General features: G+C 59.3%; 12 protein-coding genes, 2 tRNA genes and 1 pseudogene. All 15 read right to left on the minus strand.

The window, feature by feature from the left end:
• Positions 1-165 (minus strand): GTP-binding protein (locus JOZ06_RS07110; protein WP_293230606.1); only part of this gene is annotated, 165 nt, incomplete at its 3' end.
• A 66-nt stretch (positions 166-231) separates the two neighbouring features.
• On the minus strand, positions 232-2,331 hold the full coding sequence (fusA, locus tag JOZ06_RS07115; protein ID WP_293230578.1) for an elongation factor G: 2,100 nt from the start codon (positions 2,329-2,331) through the stop codon (positions 232-234).
• 27 nt (positions 2,332-2,358) lie between these two features.
• On the minus strand, positions 2,359-2,829 hold the full coding sequence (rpsG, locus tag JOZ06_RS07120; protein WP_293230581.1) for a 30S ribosomal protein S7: 471 nt from the start codon (positions 2,827-2,829) through the stop codon (positions 2,359-2,361).
• Positions 2,830-2,931: 102 nt separating this feature from the next.
• On the minus strand, positions 2,932-3,303 hold the full coding sequence (gene rpsL, locus JOZ06_RS07125; RefSeq protein ID WP_293230584.1) for a 30S ribosomal protein S12: 372 nt from the start codon (positions 3,301-3,303) through the stop codon (positions 2,932-2,934).
• Positions 3,304-3,467: 164 nt separating this feature from the next.
• On the minus strand, positions 3,468-7,664 hold the full coding sequence (gene rpoC, locus JOZ06_RS07130) for a DNA-directed RNA polymerase subunit beta' (protein ID WP_293230586.1): 4,197 nt from the start codon (positions 7,662-7,664) through the stop codon (positions 3,468-3,470).
• Positions 7,665-7,716: 52 nt separating this feature from the next.
• A complete protein-coding gene (rpoB, locus tag JOZ06_RS07135) occupies positions 7,717-11,892 on the minus strand; it encodes a DNA-directed RNA polymerase subunit beta (protein ID WP_293230588.1) in 4,176 nt (1,391 codons plus the stop codon).
• 153 nt (positions 11,893-12,045) lie between these two features.
• Complete coding sequence (rplL, locus tag JOZ06_RS07140) at positions 12,046-12,420, minus strand: 50S ribosomal protein L7/L12 (RefSeq protein WP_293230590.1); 375 nt, start codon at positions 12,418-12,420, stop codon at positions 12,046-12,048.
• A 36-nt stretch (positions 12,421-12,456) separates the two neighbouring features.
• Positions 12,457-12,954 carry a 50S ribosomal protein L10 gene (rplJ, locus tag JOZ06_RS07145; RefSeq protein ID WP_293230592.1) on the minus strand — a complete coding sequence of 166 codons (498 nt, stop codon included), beginning with the start codon at positions 12,952-12,954 and terminating at the stop codon, positions 12,457-12,459.
• An 89-nt stretch (positions 12,955-13,043) separates the two neighbouring features.
• Positions 13,044-13,118 (minus strand) — tRNA-Thr (locus JOZ06_RS07150).
• A 156-nt stretch (positions 13,119-13,274) separates the two neighbouring features.
• On the minus strand, positions 13,275-13,970 hold the full coding sequence (rplA, locus tag JOZ06_RS07155; protein WP_293230594.1) for a 50S ribosomal protein L1: 696 nt from the start codon (positions 13,968-13,970) through the stop codon (positions 13,275-13,277).
• A complete protein-coding gene (gene rplK / locus JOZ06_RS07160) occupies positions 13,971-14,402 on the minus strand; it encodes a 50S ribosomal protein L11 (protein WP_293230597.1) in 432 nt (143 codons plus the stop codon). It abuts the gene before it with no gap.
• Positions 14,403-14,502: 100 nt separating this feature from the next.
• The gene (gene nusG, locus JOZ06_RS07165) at positions 14,503-15,036 is read right to left on the minus strand and encodes a transcription termination/antitermination protein NusG (RefSeq protein WP_293230600.1); all 534 of its coding nucleotides are present in this window, start codon (positions 15,034-15,036) and stop codon (positions 14,503-14,505) included.
• Between the two features lie 7 nt (positions 15,037-15,043).
• Positions 15,044-15,391, minus strand: a complete 348-nt coding sequence (secE, locus tag JOZ06_RS07170) for a preprotein translocase subunit SecE (protein ID WP_366814510.1) — start codon at positions 15,389-15,391, stop codon at positions 15,044-15,046.
• A gap of 72 nt (positions 15,392-15,463) precedes the next feature.
• Positions 15,464-15,539: transfer RNA gene (locus JOZ06_RS07175), tRNA-Trp, on the minus strand.
• A 15-nt stretch (positions 15,540-15,554) separates the two neighbouring features.
• A pseudogene (gene tuf / locus JOZ06_RS07180) lies at positions 15,555-15,741 on the minus strand (elongation factor Tu); the annotation flags it as partial.

Consider the following 15,741-nt stretch of genomic DNA (forward strand, 5'->3'; position numbering starts at 1 on the left):
TTCCGGCGCGCTGTCGATTTGATCGTAGCCCTTGGCTTCACCGCCGAATTTCTTCGACAGAATCGTGGTGATAGCGGCGGTCAGGGTGGTCTTGCCATGGTCCACGTGACCGATGGTGCCGACGTTTACGTGCGGTTTGGTCCGCTCGAACTTTTCTTTTGCCATTTTTGCAAAATCCTTAAGATAAAGAACATTAATCAGGGCGGGGCTTAGACCCCGCCACTGCGCGCATTACTTCTTAGCGTTCATGACCGCTTCGGCAACGTGCTTCGGCGCCTCGGAGTAGTGCTTGAACTCCATCGAGTAGGTCGCACGACCCTGAGTAGCGGAACGCAAGTCGGTCGAGTAGCCGAACATCTCGGCCAGCGGCACTTCAGCCTTGATCTTCTTACCGCCCAGGCCGTCGTCGTCCATGCCTTGAACGATACCGCGGCGACGGTTCAAGTCACCCATGACATCGCCCATGTACTCTTCCGGCGTTTCCACTTCCACGGCCATCATCGGTTCGAGGATGACCGGCTTGGCGCGGCGCATGGCTTCCTTGAAGGCCAGCGAGCCGGCCAATTCGAAGGCGATCTGCGACGAGTCAACGTCGTGGTACGAACCGAAGGTCAGGCGAACGGTCACGTCCACCACCGGGAAACCGGCCAGGATACCGTTGTTCAGGGTGTTCTTGATCCCCTTGTCGACGGACGGGATGAATTCGCGCGGGATCACGCCACCCTTGATTTCGTCGAAGAACTGGTAGCCCTTGCCCTCGCCGGACGGTTCCAGCGTGATCACGGCGTGACCATACTGACCCTTACCGCCCGATTGCTTGACGTGCTTACCTTCCACGTCGGTAACGGTTTGGGTGATGGTTTCGCGGTAGGCCACTTGCGGCGCGCCGACGTTGGCTTCAACGCCGAATTCGCGCTTCATGCGGTCAACCAGAATTTCCAGGTGCAGTTCGCCCATACCGGAAATAATGGTCTGGCCCGATTCTTCATCGGTACGAACGCGGAACGACGGATCTTCCTTGGCCAGGCGGTTCAGGGCGACGCCCATCTTTTCCTGGTCGGCCTTGGTCTTCGGCTCAACGGCAACGTGAATCACCGGATCCGGGAAGACCATGCGCTCGAGGATCAACGGCGCGTCGATGGCGCACAAGGTTTCACCGGTGGTGACTTCCTTCAGGCCGATCGCAGCGGCGATGTCGCCGGCGAAGACTTCTTCGATTTCCTTACGGTCGTTGGCGTGCATCTGCACGATACGGCCGATACGTTCCTTCTTACCCTTGACCGAGTTCAGCACGGTATCGCCGGTCTTCACCACGCCGGAGTAGACGCGGAAGAAGGTCAGCTGGCCGACGTACGGGTCGTTCATCAACTTGAACGCCAGCGCGGAGAACGGCTCGGTATCCGAGGCATGGCGCTCGGCCGGAGAACCGTCATCCAGTTCACCCGGTACCGGCGGCACGTCAACCGGGCTCGGCAACAGTTCGATCACGGCGTCCAGCATGCGCTGAACACCCTTGTTCTTGAACGCGGAGCCGCACAGCATCGGTTGGATTTCGCAACGCAGCGTGCGCTGACGCAGACCGTAAACAATTTCCTCTTCCGACAATTCGCCGGTTTCCAGGTACTTGTTCATCGTGTCTTCGTCGACTTCGGCAGCGGCTTCGATCATCTTTTCGCGCCACTCTTCAGCCACGGCAACCAACTCGGCCGGGATGTCGCCATATTCGAACTTCATGCCTTGCGAGGCTTCGTCCCAAATGATGGCCTTCATCTTCAGCAGGTCAACCACGCCGGTGAAGCCGTCTTCGGCGCCGATCGGCACAACGATAGGCACCGGATTGCCGCGCAGGCGGGTCTTCACTTGATCAACCGCACGGAAGAAGTTGGCGCCTTGACGGTCCATCTTGTTCACGAAGGCGATACGCGGAACCTTGTACTTGTTCGCCTGACGCCATACGGTTTCGGATTGCGGCTGTACGCCGCCGACCGCGCAGTACACCATGACCGCGCCATCCAGAACGCGCATCGAACGTTCCACCTCGATGGTGAAGTCCACGTGTCCCGGGGTGTCGATGATGTTGAAGCGATGCTCCGGGAACTGCAACCCCATACCTTTCCAGAAGGTAGTGGTTGCGGCGGAGGTAATGGTGATGCCACGTTCCTGCTCTTGCTCCATCCAGTCCATGGTGGCAGCGCCGTCATGAACCTCGCCAATCTTGTGGTTCACACCGGTGTAATACAGGATACGCTCGGTAGTGGTCGTCTTACCGGCATCGATGTGAGCGCTAATACCAATATTGCGGTAACGCTCAATAGGGGTTTTCCTAGCCACGGCCTTAACCTTATCGGTAGGTTGATCTTAGAAGCGGAAGTGCGAGAAGGCCTTGTTGGCTTCTGCCATGCGGTGAACTTCTTCACGCTTCTTCAGCGCGCCGCCGCGACCTTCGGCCGCGTCGAGCAATTCGCCGGCCAGGCGCAGGTCCATGGACTTTTCGCCGCGCTTGCGAGCGGCATCGCGCAGCCAGCGCATGGCCAGAGCCATACGACGAGCCGGACGGACTTCAACAGGAACTTGATAGTTGGCGCCACCGACACGGCGGCTCTTTACTTCTACGACCGGCTTGGCATTGGAGATCGCGGTGTTGAACACTTCGATCGGATTCTTGCCGGTCTTCTTTTCGATTTGATCCAACGCGCCGTAGATGATGCGTTCGGCAACCGACTTCTTGCCGTCGATCATCACGACGTTCATGAATTTGGACAGATCTTGGCTGCCGAACTTCGGATCCGGCAAGATCTCGCGCTTGGGGACTTCTCTGCGTCTTGGCATTGCTATTCCTTCACTATTCAGTTGAGCATCATGCTCATGGCGCCCATGGGGAGCGACCACTTACTCGACGGCGACACGCCGCCGGCACACGGCACACGTCGATTACTTAGGACGCTTGGCACCGTACTTGGAGCGGGACTGCTTACGGTCTTTCACGCCTGCGGTATCGAGCGAGCCGCGAACGGTGTGGTAACGCACACCCGGCAAGTCCTTCACACGACCGCCGCGGATCAATACCACGGAGTGTTCTTGCAGGTTGTGGCCTTCACCGCCGATGTACGAAATCACTTCGAAACCGTTGGTCAGACGTACCTTGCACACCTTACGCAGAGCCGAGTTCGGCTTCTTCGGGGTGGTGGTGTATACGCGGGTGCACACGCCACGCTTTTGCGGGCAGGCTTCCAGCGCAGGCACCTTGCTTTTCACCGTAAGGGCGAGACGGCCCTTGCGGACCAGTTGGTTAATGGTTGGCATTACGCTCAGTTCCTAGTTGAGTCCACACGGCGGCAACACGCCGCCATGAAAGAGGGTGGATTATATTTTAGTCAACAAGCCACCGTCAATGGAAAACACGCTGCCATTCAACGGTTTAGCGTTGAATGGGCAGCGTTGTTTACTTAAAGCCACAAATACGCAGCTTATTCGTTACTTTCCAGGCTGGTTTGCGGCGTTTCCAGCGACATCGACGCCTCGGTGAACAGCTCCGGCGAGTCCGGATCGCGGCGGCGGTTGCGGTGGTAAGCCAAGCCCGTGCCCGCCGGAATCAGACGGCCGACGATCACGTTTTCCTTCAGACCGCGCAGATCGTCGCGTTTACCCATGATAGCCGCTTCGGTCAGCACGCGCGTGGTTTCCTGGAACGACGCAGCGGAGATGAACGAGTCGGTCGACAGCGAAGCCTTGGTGATACCCAACAGCACGTTGTCGAACTGAGCCAGTTCCTTGCTTTCCGCGGTCATGCGATCGTTGGTTTCCAGCACTTCGGCGCGCTCCACCTGTTCGCCCAGGATGAACTCGGTGCCGCCGGCATCGGTGATGACGACGCGACGCAGCATCTGGCGGATGATCACCTCGATGTGCTTGTCGTTAATCTTCACACCTTGCAGACGGTACACTTCCTGTACTTCCTGAACGATGTAGCGCGCCAGCGCCTCGATACCCTGCAGGCGCAGAATATCGTGCGGATCCACCGCGCCGTCGACGATCAATTCGCCGCGGTTGACCACCTGACCGTCGTGAACCAGCACGTGCTTGTCCTTCGGGATCAGGTTTTCGAAGGCATTGCCTTCGAGGTCGGTGATGATCAGGCGCTGTTTGCCCTTGGTGTCCTTACCGAACGACACGGTGCCGGTCACTTCGGCCAGCATGCCCGCATCCTTGGGCGAACGGGCTTCGAACAGCTCGGCCACACGCGGCAGACCACCGGTAATATCGCGGGTCTTGGTCGTTTCCTGCGGAATACGCGCCAGTACCTCGCCCTTGCCGACTTCCTGGCCGTCCTTGACGGTAATGATGGCGCCGACTTGGAAGGTGATCGACACCGACGCATCGGAACCGGCCAACTTCACTTCGCTGCCCGTCTCGTCCAAGAGCTTCACCAACGGACGCAGCAGTTTCGACTGCGAGCCGGCGCGGCGCTTCGGATCGATAACCACCAACGTCGACAGACCGGTCACTTCGTCCACTTGCTTGGCTACGGTCACGCCTTCTTCGACGTTTTCGAACTTCACACGGCCAGCGTATTCGGTGATGATCGGACGGGTGTGCGGATCCCAGGTCGCCAGAACATGGCCGGCCTTGATTGCCAGACCGTCGGTGACAAGCAAGGTGGCGCCGTACGGTACCTTATGGCGTTCGCGCTCGCGGCCGATGTCGTCGTGGATCACCACTTCGCCCGAGCGGGTGATCACGATCAGCTCGCCCTTGGTGTTGGTGACGTAGCGCATCTGGCTGGAGAAGCGCACGGTGCCGTTCGACTTGGTTTCCACTTGGCTCGCCGCCGCGTTACGCGAAGCGGCACCACCGATGTGGAAGGTACGCATCGTCAGCTGGGTACCCGGTTCACCGATCGACTGCGCGGCAATCACGCCGACGGCCTCGCCGGCATTGACTTCCTTACCGCGGCCCAGATCGCGGCCGTAGCACTTGGCGCACAGACCGTAGCGGGTATCGCAGGTAATCGGCGTGCGCACCTTGACTTCGTCGATGCCCAGATTGTCGATCATGTCCACCAGTTGCTCATCAAGCAGCGAACCGGCTTCGATGACGGTTTCGCCGGTCGACGGGTCGACGATGTCGATCGCGGCCACGCGGCCGAGGATACGGTCGCGCAGCGCTTCAATCACGTCACCGCCTTGCAGCACGGCCTTCATGGTGAAGCCATTGGTCGTGCCGCAATCGTCCTCGATGACCACCAGATCCTGGGTCACGTCGACCAGACGACGGGTCAGGTAACCGGAGTTAGCGGTCTTCAACGCGGTATCCGCCAGACCCTTACGGGCACCGTGGGTCGAGATGAAGTACTGCAACACCGTCAGACCTTCGCGGAAGTTCGAGGTAATCGGCGTTTCGATAATCGAGCCGTCCGGCTTGGCCATCAGGCCCCGCATACCGGCCAGCTGCTTGATCTGCGCCACGGAACCCCGGGCGCCGGAGTCGGCCATCATGTAAATCGAGTTGAACGATTCCTGATCGACTTCCTTGCCGTCGCGGTCGAATACCTTCTGCTTGGACAGCTCGTCCATCATCGCCTTGGCGACCTTGTCGCCCGTGCGGCCCCAGATATCGACCACCTTGTTGTAGCGCTCGCCCTGGGTGACCAGACCTTGACGGTACTGTTCCTCGATTTCCTTCACTTCCTTGTGCGCTTCGGCCAGGAGTTCCGGTTTCTTGGTCGGTACCAGCATGTCGTCGACGCAAATCGAGATGCCGCCGCGGGTCGAGAAGGCAAAACCGGTGTACATCAGCTGATCGGCGAAGATCACCGTGTCGCGAATGCCGCAACGACGGAACGACGCATTGATCAGCTTGGAGATTTCCTTCTTCTTCAGCGCCTTGTTGATGTGCTCGAAACCCAGGCCCTTCGGCAGGATATCGGACAACAGCGCGCGGCCGACGGTGGTCTCGTAGCGCTTGATCACCGGCTGGAATTCGCCCTGTTCGTCCTTTTCCCATTCCTTCAGGCGGACGGTGATGCGGGTGGCCAATTCCACTTGGCGGGTTTCATAGGCGCGGTGCACTTCCTTGGTGTCGGCGAACACCATGCCCTCGCCCTTGCCGTTGACCTTATCGCGGGTCATGTAGTACAGACCCAAGACGATATCCTGCGACGGCACGATGATCGGCTCGCCGTTGGCGGGCGACAGCACGTTGTTGGTGGCCAGCATCAGCGTGCGGGCTTCCATCTGCGCTTCGAGGCTCAACGGCACGTGAACGGCCATTTGGTCACCGTCGAAGTCGGCGTTGAACGCCGCGCAGACCAGCGGGTGCAGCTGGATGGCCTTGCCTTCGATCAGCACCGGCTCAAAAGCCTGAATACCCAGGCGGTGCAGCGTCGGGGCGCGGTTGAGCAACACCGGATGTTCGCGGATGACGTCTTCCAGGATGTCCCAGACTTCCGGCACTTCCTGCTCGACCAGCTTCTTGGCCGCCTTGATGGTAGAGGCCAGGCCCATCACTTCCAACTTGTGGAAAATGAACGGCTTGAACAGTTCGAGCGCCATCTTCTTCGGCAGGCCGCACTGATGCAGGCGCAACGTCGGGCCAACGGTAATCACCGAACGGCCGGAGTAGTCGACGCGCTTACCCAGCAGGTTCTGACGGAAGCGACCGCCCTTACCCTTGATCATGTCGGCCAGCGACTTGAGCGGACGCTTGTTGGCGCCGGTCATCGCCTTGCCGCGGCGACCGTTGTCGAGCAGCGAGTCGACCGACTCTTGCAACATGCGCTTTTCGTTGCGCACGATGATGTCAGGCGCGCGCAGTTCGAGCAGGCGCTTCAGACGGTTGTTACGGTTGATGACGCGGCGATACAGGTCATTCAGGTCCGAGGTGGCGAAGCGGCCGCCGTCCAGCGGAACCAGCGGACGCAGCTCCGGCGGCAATACCGGCAGCACTTCCAGAATCATCCACTCGGGCTTCATGCCGGAGCGCAGGAAGGCTTCCAGCACCTTCAGGCGCTTGGCGATCTTCTTGATCTTGGTGTCTGAACCGGTGCTTTCCAGTTCGCGGCGCAACGTTTCGATCTCGCGATCGAGATCGAGGCTGCGCAGCAGTTCGCGCACGGCTTCGGCGCCCATCATGGCCTTGAACTCTTCACCGTACTGGTCTTCCTTGTCCAGGAAGTCCTCTTCGGTCAAAAGCTGGGCGCGGGTCAGCGGCGTCATGCCCGGGTCGGTCACGACGAACGCTTCGAAATACAACACGCGCTCAATGTCGCGCAGGGTCATGTCGAGCACCATGCCCAAACGGGACGGCAGGCTCTTCAGGAACCAGATGTGCGCGGTCGGGCTGGCCAGCTCGATGTGGCCCATGCGCTCGCGGCGAACCTTGGACAGCGTCACTTCCACACCGCACTTCTCGCAGATCACGCCGCGGTGCTTCAGGCGCTTGTACTTGCCGCACAAGCACTCGTAATCCTTCACCGGCCCGAAGATGCGGGCGCAGAACAGGCCGTCGCGCTCGGGCTTGAAGGTACGATAGTTGATGGTTTCGGGCTTTTTGACCTCACCGTAAGACCAGGAACGGATCTTGTCCGGTGAAGCGATGCCGATCTTAATCGCATCAAACTCTTCTTCTTGCGTTACTTGCTTAAAGAGGTCGAGCAGAGCTTTCATTGCGTCTCCAGTCAGGGGGGCCGGCGCGGCGATGGCCGCGCCGGCACGCCTATCAATAACGTTCCAGGTCCATGTCGAGGCCGAGCGAGCGGATTTCCTTCACCAATACGTTGAAGGATTCCGGCATACCGGCGTCGATCTTGTGCTCGCCCTTGACGATGTTTTCGTAGACCTTGGTCCGGCCGGTCACGTCGTCGGACTTCACCGTCAGCATTTCTTGCAGCGTGTAGGCGGCACCGTAGGCTTCCAGCGCCCAGACTTCCATTTCACCGAAGCGCTGACCACCGAACTGCGCCTTACCGCCCAGCGGCTGCTGAGTCACCAGGCTGTACGGACCCGTGGAGCGTGCGTGCATCTTGTCGTCGACCAGGTGGTGCAGCTTCAGGTAATGCATCACACCCACAGTCACCTTGCGGTCGAACGCTTCGCCGGTGCGGCCGTCGTACAGCGTCAGCTGGGTCTTGGACTCATTGAAGCCCAACTGCGCGGTGTGCGGATCCTCATCCGGATAAGCCAGGTTCAGCATGTGCCGGATTTCCGCTTCCTTGGCGCCGTCAAAGACCGGCGTAGCAAACGGCATACCCTTCTTCAGATGCTCGGCCAGGTTCAGAATTTCCGCATCGGAGAACGTATCGATCTCTTCCGTCTTGCCGGTCTCGTTATAGACGCGGGTCAAGTATTGGCGGATATCGTGCTCGGCACGTTGCAATCGGACCATTTGGTCGATTTGCTCGCCGATACCCTTGGCGGCCCAGCCCAGGTGAACCTCGAGAATCTGACCGATGTTCATCCGCGACGGTACGCCCAGCGGGTTGAGCACGATGTCTACCGGACGGCCGTCGCCCATGTACGGCATGTCTTCCACCGGAAGAATACGCGATACCACACCCTTGTTACCGTGGCGGCCGGCCATCTTGTCACCGGCTTGCAGACGGCGCTTGACGGCCAAGTAGACCTTGACCATCTTTTGCACGCCCGGGGGCAGTTCGTCGCCTTGGGTCAGCTTGCGCTTCTTGTCTTCGAACTTGAGGTCGAATTCTTCACGCTTCTGCGCCAGACTGTCCTTGATCAGTTCGAGCTGCTTGGCGATGTCTTCGTCGCTCATGCGGATATCGAACCAGTCGTGCTTGGAGGTCAAGCTCTCCAAGTACTCGCTATCGATCACGGTGCCCTTGGCCAGACGCTTCGGTCCGCCATTGGCCGGCTTGCCGGCGATCAGGCGCTCGATACGGCTGAAAGCGTCGTTCTCGAAAATACGCAGCTGGTCGTTCAGGTCCAGGCGATAGCGCTTCAGTTCCGCGTCGATGATCGACTGCGCACGCTTGTCGCGCTCGATGCCTTCGCGGGTGAACACCTGTACGTCGATCACCGTGCCGGTCATGCCGGTCGGTACGCGCAGACTGGTGTCCTTGACGTCGGAGGCCTTCTCGCCAAAGATCGCGCGCAGCAGCTTCTCTTCCGGCGTGAGCTGGGTTTCGCCCTTCGGCGTCACCTTGCCGACCAGCACGTCGCCGGCTTCCACTTCGGCGCCGATATAGACGATGCCGGACTCATCCAGGCGACCCGCCATGCGTTCGGACAGGTTCGGGATGTCACGGGTAATTTCTTCCGGCCCGAGCTTGGTGTCACGCGCGACGACCGACAGTTCCTCGATATGGATCGAGGTGTAGCGGTCTTCAGCCACCACCTTCTCGGAGATCAGAATCGAGTCCTCGAAGTTGTAGCCGTTCCACGGCATGAAGGCGATGGTCATGTTCTGACCCAGCGCCAATTCACCCAGATCGGTCGAGGCGCCATCGGCCACCACGTCGCCCTTGGCGAGCTTGTCGCCGACACGCACGACCGGACGCTGGTTGATGTTGGTGTTCTGGTTGGAGCGGGTGAACTTGGTCAGGTTGTAGATATCCACGCCCACTTCGCCAGCAGTCGCTTCATCGTCGTTGACGCGGATCACCACGCGGTTGGCGTCGACCAGGTCGACCACGCCGCCGCGGCGGGCAACGACCGTCGTGCCGGAGTCGATGGCCACGTCACGCTCGATGCCGGTGCCGACGTACGGCTTTTCCGGACGCAGGCACGGCACGGCCTGACGCTGCATGTTGGCGCCCATCAAGGCACGGTTGGCGTCATCGTGCTCCAGGAACGGAATCAGCGAGGCGGCGACGGAGACCACCTGGCCGGTAGCCACGTCCATGTACTGCACGCGATCCGGGGTGGCCAGAATGGTTTCGCCCTTCTCACGGCAGGTCACCAGGTCGTCGATCAGACGGCCTTCGCCATCCAGCTCGGCGTTGGCCTGAGCGATGACGTAGCGGCCTTCTTCAATGGCGGACAGATAATCGATCTCGTCGGTCACCTTGCCATCCGCCACCTTGCGATACGGGGTTTCCAGGAAGCCATACTCGTTGGTGCGGGCATAGACCGACAGCGAGTTGATCAGACCGATGTTCGGGCCTTCCGGCGTTTCGATCGGGCACACGCGGCCGTAGTGGGTCGGATGCACGTCGCGCACTTCGAAGCCGGCGCGTTCGCGGGTCAGACCGCCCGGGCCAAGAGCCGAAACGCGGCGCTTGTGGGTAATTTCCGACAGCGGGTTGGTCTGGTCCATAAACTGCGACAACTGGCTCGAACCGAAGAACTCCTTGATCGCGGCGCTGACCGGCTTGGCGTTGATCAGATCATGCGGCATCAGGTTGTCGGACTCGGCTTGATTCAAGCGTTCCTTGACGGCACGTTCAACGCGCACAAGGCCCGCGCGGAATTGGTTCTCAGCCAATTCGCCCACCGAACGCACGCGGCGGTTGCCCAAGTGATCGATGTCGTCGACTTCGCCACGACCGTTGCGCAGCTCGGTCAGGATGGCGATGACCGAAACGATATCCTCGGTCGACAGCGTACCTTCCATCACATCGCGGCGCGACGAGAACTTCTCGCCGATGAGCAGCTTGAACCACTCCGGGGTCTTGTCATCGAACTTGTACTGATAGGTGCGGGTATTGAACTTCATGCGGCCCACGCGCGACAGATCGTAGGTTTCTTCGCTGAAGAACAAACGCTGGAACAGCTGCTCGACCGCATCTTCGGTCGGCGGCTCACCAGGACGCATCATGCGGTAGATCGCGACGCGCGCCTGCATCTGGTCTTGGATGTCATCCACGCGCAGGGTCTGCGAAATGTAAGCGCCCTGATCCAGATCGTTGGTGAACAGCACGTCGATTTCGGAGGCTTCGGTCAGCGCAAGCTTAGCCAGCCCTTCTTCGCTGATTTCCTCGTTGGCGCGGGCAATCACTTCACCGGTGTCGGTATTGATTACGGCGCGCGCCAGCACGCGACCCAGCAACGCATCGGCCGGCACTTCGACGCGGTCGAGCGAGGCATTCTGGATGTCGCGGATATGCTTGGCGGTGATGCGCTTGTCCTTGGCCACAATCAGCTTGCCGTCCGCGCCCACCAGGTCGAACTTGGCCACTTCACCCTTCAGACGCTCCGCCACGACCTTCATGAACACGCCGTTCTTGGTCAGGTAGAAGGTGTCGAAGCTGTAGAACTCGGCCAGGATTTGTTCTTCCGTGTAGCCCAGCGCCTTGAGCAGGATGGTCACCGGCATCTTGCGACGGCGGTCGATACGGAAGTACAGCAGATCCTTCGGGTCGAATTCGAAGTCAAGCCAGGAGCCGCGGTACGGAATCACGCGCGCCGAGAACAGCAGCTTGCCCGAGGAGTGCGTCTTGCCGCGGTCATGCTCGAAGAATACGCCCGGACTGCGGTGCAGCTGGCTGACGATGACCCGTTCGGTACCGTTGATGATGAAGGACCCGTTGGTGGTCATGAGCGGAATTTCGCCCATGTACACTTCGTTTTCGCGTACTTCCTTCACCACAGGCTTGGACGACTCCTTATCGAAGATCGTCAGGCGAATGCGGGCACGCAACGGCGCGGCAAAGGTAATGCCGCGCAATTGGCACTCCTGCACGTCGAACGGAGGCTCGCCAAGAATGTAGTGTGCAAAGTCCAGACGGGCATAACCGTTGTGACTGATGATCGGGAAGATCGACTTGAAAGCAGCCTGCAGACCAACATCCTTGCGCAGATCAACCGATGTGCCCAGTTGCAGAAATTCGGTATACGAATCGATCTGGGTCGCCAACAGGAATGGGACGTCGAGAACACTAGCACGTTTCGCAAAGCTCTTACGAATACGCTTCTTCTCAGTAAACGAATAACTCATAGAGTCTCCATCGAGGTGGGTGGCGCAAGAAACCAAATGTCAGCAACCACACGCTTATGAATTGCTGGCGTTTGCCATCTTGATTGTTCTACTTACAAGCGCAACAAGGCTGGCGGATTTCTCCGCCAGCCTTCCTTCTTTTTTCAAAGAAGATTACTTGATTTCAGCCTTGGCACCGGCTTCAGTCAGTTGCTTAGCGATGTCATCAGCTTCAGCCTTGGTAACGGCTTCCTTAACGGTCTTCGGAGCGCCGTCAACCAGGTCCTTCGCTTCCTTCAGGCCCAGGCCGGTGATCGTGCGAACGACCTTGATCACGTTAACCTTGTTGTCGCCGATAGCGGTCAGGATCACGTCGAACTCGGTCTTCTCTTCAGCGGCAGCAGCGCCACCAGCAGCCGGGCCAGCGGCAACGGCAACGGCGGCGGCGGACACGCCGAACTTCTCTTCGAACGCCTTAACCAGGTCGTTCAGTTCCATAACGGTCAAGCCGGCAACGGCGTCAAGGATGTCTTCTTTGGTGATTGCCATGTGAAAATCTCCAGAAATCTGTATATATCAAAAAGGTTAAGCGGCTTCGGCCTGCTTCTTCTCGGCCAGGGCAGCCAGCGCGCGGGCAAAGCCAGCGACCGGAGCCTGCATAACGAACAGAAGCTTGGACAGCAGTTCTTCGCGGCTCGGGATGTTCGCCAGCTCGCTAACTTGAGCGGCATTCAGCACCTGACCGTTGTAGGAACCTGCCTTGACGACGATCTTGTCGTCGGCCTTCGCGAATTGATGGAGCACTTTGGCTGCAGCAACCGGATCAACAGAGATACCGTAGACCAGCGGACCAACCATTTGGTCTGCCAGACCTTCAAACGCGGTACCTTGCACGGCGCGACGCACCAGCGTGTTCTTCAGAACGCGCAGGTACACGCCGTTCTCACGTGCCTTGGCACGGAGTTGGGTCATGCTGCTAACCTCGATCCCCCGATATTCGGCGATTACGATGGACTGAGCATCGGCCAGCTTGGCAGATACTTCAGAAACGACCGCCTTCTTATCTTCAAGATTGAGACTCAAGGTCTACCTCCTAGTCTGAAATGAAGTGCGAACATCGCACTCCGCTTTGCAGCGGCGACCTTTCAGGAGACATCATGCACACGGTTCGGTGGTGCCCATGGGCAGAATTGAACTGCCGACCTCTCCCTTACCAAGGGAGTGCTCTACCCCTGAGCTACATGGGCGCGAAACGTTGAAGCCTTCTATTCGGGTACACCATCTGCGTAGGATGCTGTGAACAGCTATTAAGCCTTGCGGCACCTACGGTCTTTGACAATCTGGCGGGACGAGCCCGCCAGCCCAAAGCCTTGGCAGGCTTGCGCCTGCCGCACCCCCTGCGCTTACGCGCTGAGGCTGCTGGTATCGATACGAACGCCGATGCCCATCGTGCAGGAAACAGCGGCCTTCTTCAGATACTGACCCTTGGCAGCGGCCGGCTTGGCCTTCTGCAGGGCATCGATCAGTGCAACCAGGTTTTCACGCAGCGCGGCGGCCTCGAACGAAGCGCGGCCGATCGTGGCGTGAACGATACCGGCCTTATCGGTACGGTATTGAACCTGACCTGCCTTAGCGTTCTTCACGGCTTCGGCAACGTTCGGGGTCACGGTGCCAACCTTCGGGTTCGGCATCAAACCGCGCGGACCGAGGATTTGACCCAGCTGACCGACGACGCGCATCGCGTCCGGCGCGGCGATCACGACGTCGAAGTCCATTTGACCCGCCTTGACCTGATCGGCCAAGTCGTCGAAACCAACCACATCGGCGCCAGCGTCGCGAGCGGCGTCAGCAGCGGCGCCTTGGGCGAACACGGCAACGCGAACGCTCTTACCGGTACCGCGCGGCAGCACTACGGCGCCACGGACAACTTGGTCGGACTTACGCGGATCGACGCCCAGATTGACGGCAACGTCGATCGATTCGTCGAACTTGGCGGTAGCGGCTTCTTTGATCAGCGCCAGGGCTTCGTCAACCGGGTAGAGCTTGTTGCGGTCAACCTTAGCAACCAGGGCTTGCATGCGCTTGGAGACTTTAGCCATTTACACACCCTCCACTTCGAGACCCATGGAGCGAGCGGAACCGGCGATGGTGCGCACAGCGGCATCCATGTCGGCGGCAGTCAGATCCGGCTGCTTGGTCTTGGCGATTTCTTCCAGTTGAGCGCGGGTTACCTTGCCAACCTTCTGAGTATTGGCGCGTTGGCTACCCTTCTGGATACCGGCGGCCTTCTTCAGCAGAATGGTGGCCGGCGGGGTCTTCATGATGAAGGTGAAGGACTTGTCCGCGAAAGCGGTGATCACAACCGGAATCGGCAGGCCCGGCTCAACGCCTTGGGTCTGGGCGTTGAACGCCTTGCAGAATTCCATGATGTTCAGACCACGCTGACCGAGGGCCGGGCCGATAGGCGGCGACGGATTGGCCTTGCCAGCGGGCACTTGCAGCTTGATATAGCCGACAATCTTCTTTGCCACGATTTACACTCCTAAGATGGGTATAGCGCAGACGCAAGTCCGCTTCCCAGACGAAAGGGGTAGATTATACACGCCCTTCCACATACTTGCCAAGCAAAGATCAGACTTTTTCTACTTGGCTAAAATCCAGCTCGACCGGGGTATCACGACCGAAAATCTGTACCGACACGCGCAACTTGTTGCGCTCGTAGCTCACTTCGTCCACGGTGCCGTTAAAGTCGTTGAATGGACCATCGGTCACACGCACCCGCTCGCCCACCACGAACAACACCTTCGGACGGGGCTTCTCCACCCCCTCCTGGATCTGTTGCATCATGGCGTCAACTTCCCGCTTAGGAATCGGCGCAGGCTTGTTGGCGGTGCCGCCGATAAACCCCGTCACCTTGGGCGTACTCTTGACCAAGTGCCAGGTTTCGTCGGTCATTTCCATTTCGATCAGCACGTAGCCCGGGTAGAACTTACGTTCCGTGATCGAACGGCGACCGTTCTTGATGTCGACCACTTCTTCCACCGGCACCAGAACTTGACCAAAGAGGTCCGCTACTTCGGAGCGATCGATGCGCTCGCGCAGCGCCTTTTGCACGCTCTTTTCAAAACCCGAATAGGCGTGCACGACATACCAGCGTTTTGCCATTTATCTCTCAACCTCGACCGAGAATCACGTCGTAGACCAACCAGGTCAGCCCCGAATCGATCAGCCACATGAACAGTGCCAGGACGGCAACGAACAGAAAGACGATCCCCGTCATCTGCATGGCCTCCTTGCGCGAAGGCCACACCACCTTACGCCCCTCGACCACCGCCTCGCGGGCGTACGTGACGAACGCGCGCCCCGGTTCCGTCACCCAGACGACACCCGCGGCCAGCACCAACGCCACAAACATGGCCAGGACGCGCAAGAAGCTCTGCGCCTCCGGAATCATATAGAAGCCCACGACGCCAGCGGCGATCAGCAGACCAGCCAGGGACAGCTTGATTTTGTCTTGCATTTCCATACGGAATGTTCTCAGCGCGTATGTGACAAAAGACCAACCGGCGCAATAGCGCCGGTTAGTCTTACTTGGCAGGCCAGGAGGGTCTCGAACCCCCAACCCTCGGTTTTGGAGACCGATACTCTACCAATTGAGCTACTGGCCTAAAACCTGTTACAGCTTACTTCAAAATCTTGGCTACAACGCCGGCGCCGACGGTGCGGCCGCCTTCGCGAATCGCGAAGCGCAGACCTTCTTCCATGGCGATCGGAGCGATCAGTTCAACCGTGATCGACACGTTGTCGCCCGGCATCACCATTTCCACGCCTTCGGCCAGCGATACCGCGCCGGTCACGTCCGTGGTACGG

The organism is Paludibacterium sp., assembly GCF_019232825.1.
GTDB lineage: Bacteria > Pseudomonadota > Gammaproteobacteria > Burkholderiales > Chromobacteriaceae > Paludibacterium.

Bases quoted from the DNA above. Each gene is read 5' to 3' on its own strand.
- rplA (WP_293230594.1), bottom strand. From the start codon at position 13,970: ATGGCTAAAGTCTCCAAGCGCATGCAAGCCCTGGTTGCTAAGGTTGAC.
- rpoB (WP_293230588.1), bottom strand. From the start codon at position 11,892: ATGAGTTATTCGTTTACTGAGAAGAAGCGTATTCGTAAGAGCTTTGCG.
- rpsL (WP_293230584.1), bottom strand. From the start codon at position 3,303: ATGCCAACCATTAACCAACTGGTCCGCAAGGGCCGTCTCGCCCTTACG.
- nusG (WP_293230600.1), bottom strand. From the start codon at position 15,036: ATGGCAAAACGCTGGTATGTCGTGCACGCCTATTCGGGTTTTGAAAAG.
- rpoC (WP_293230586.1), bottom strand. From the start codon at position 7,664: ATGAAAGCTCTGCTCGACCTCTTTAAGCAAGTAACGCAAGAAGAAGAG.
- rplL (WP_293230590.1), bottom strand. From the start codon at position 12,420: ATGGCAATCACCAAAGAAGACATCCTTGACGCCGTTGCCGGCTTGACC.
- rpsG (WP_293230581.1), bottom strand. From the start codon at position 2,829: ATGCCAAGACGCAGAGAAGTCCCCAAGCGCGAGATCTTGCCGGATCCG.
- secE (WP_366814510.1), bottom strand. From the start codon at position 15,391: ATGCAAGACAAAATCAAGCTGTCCCTGGCTGGTCTGCTGATCGCCGCT.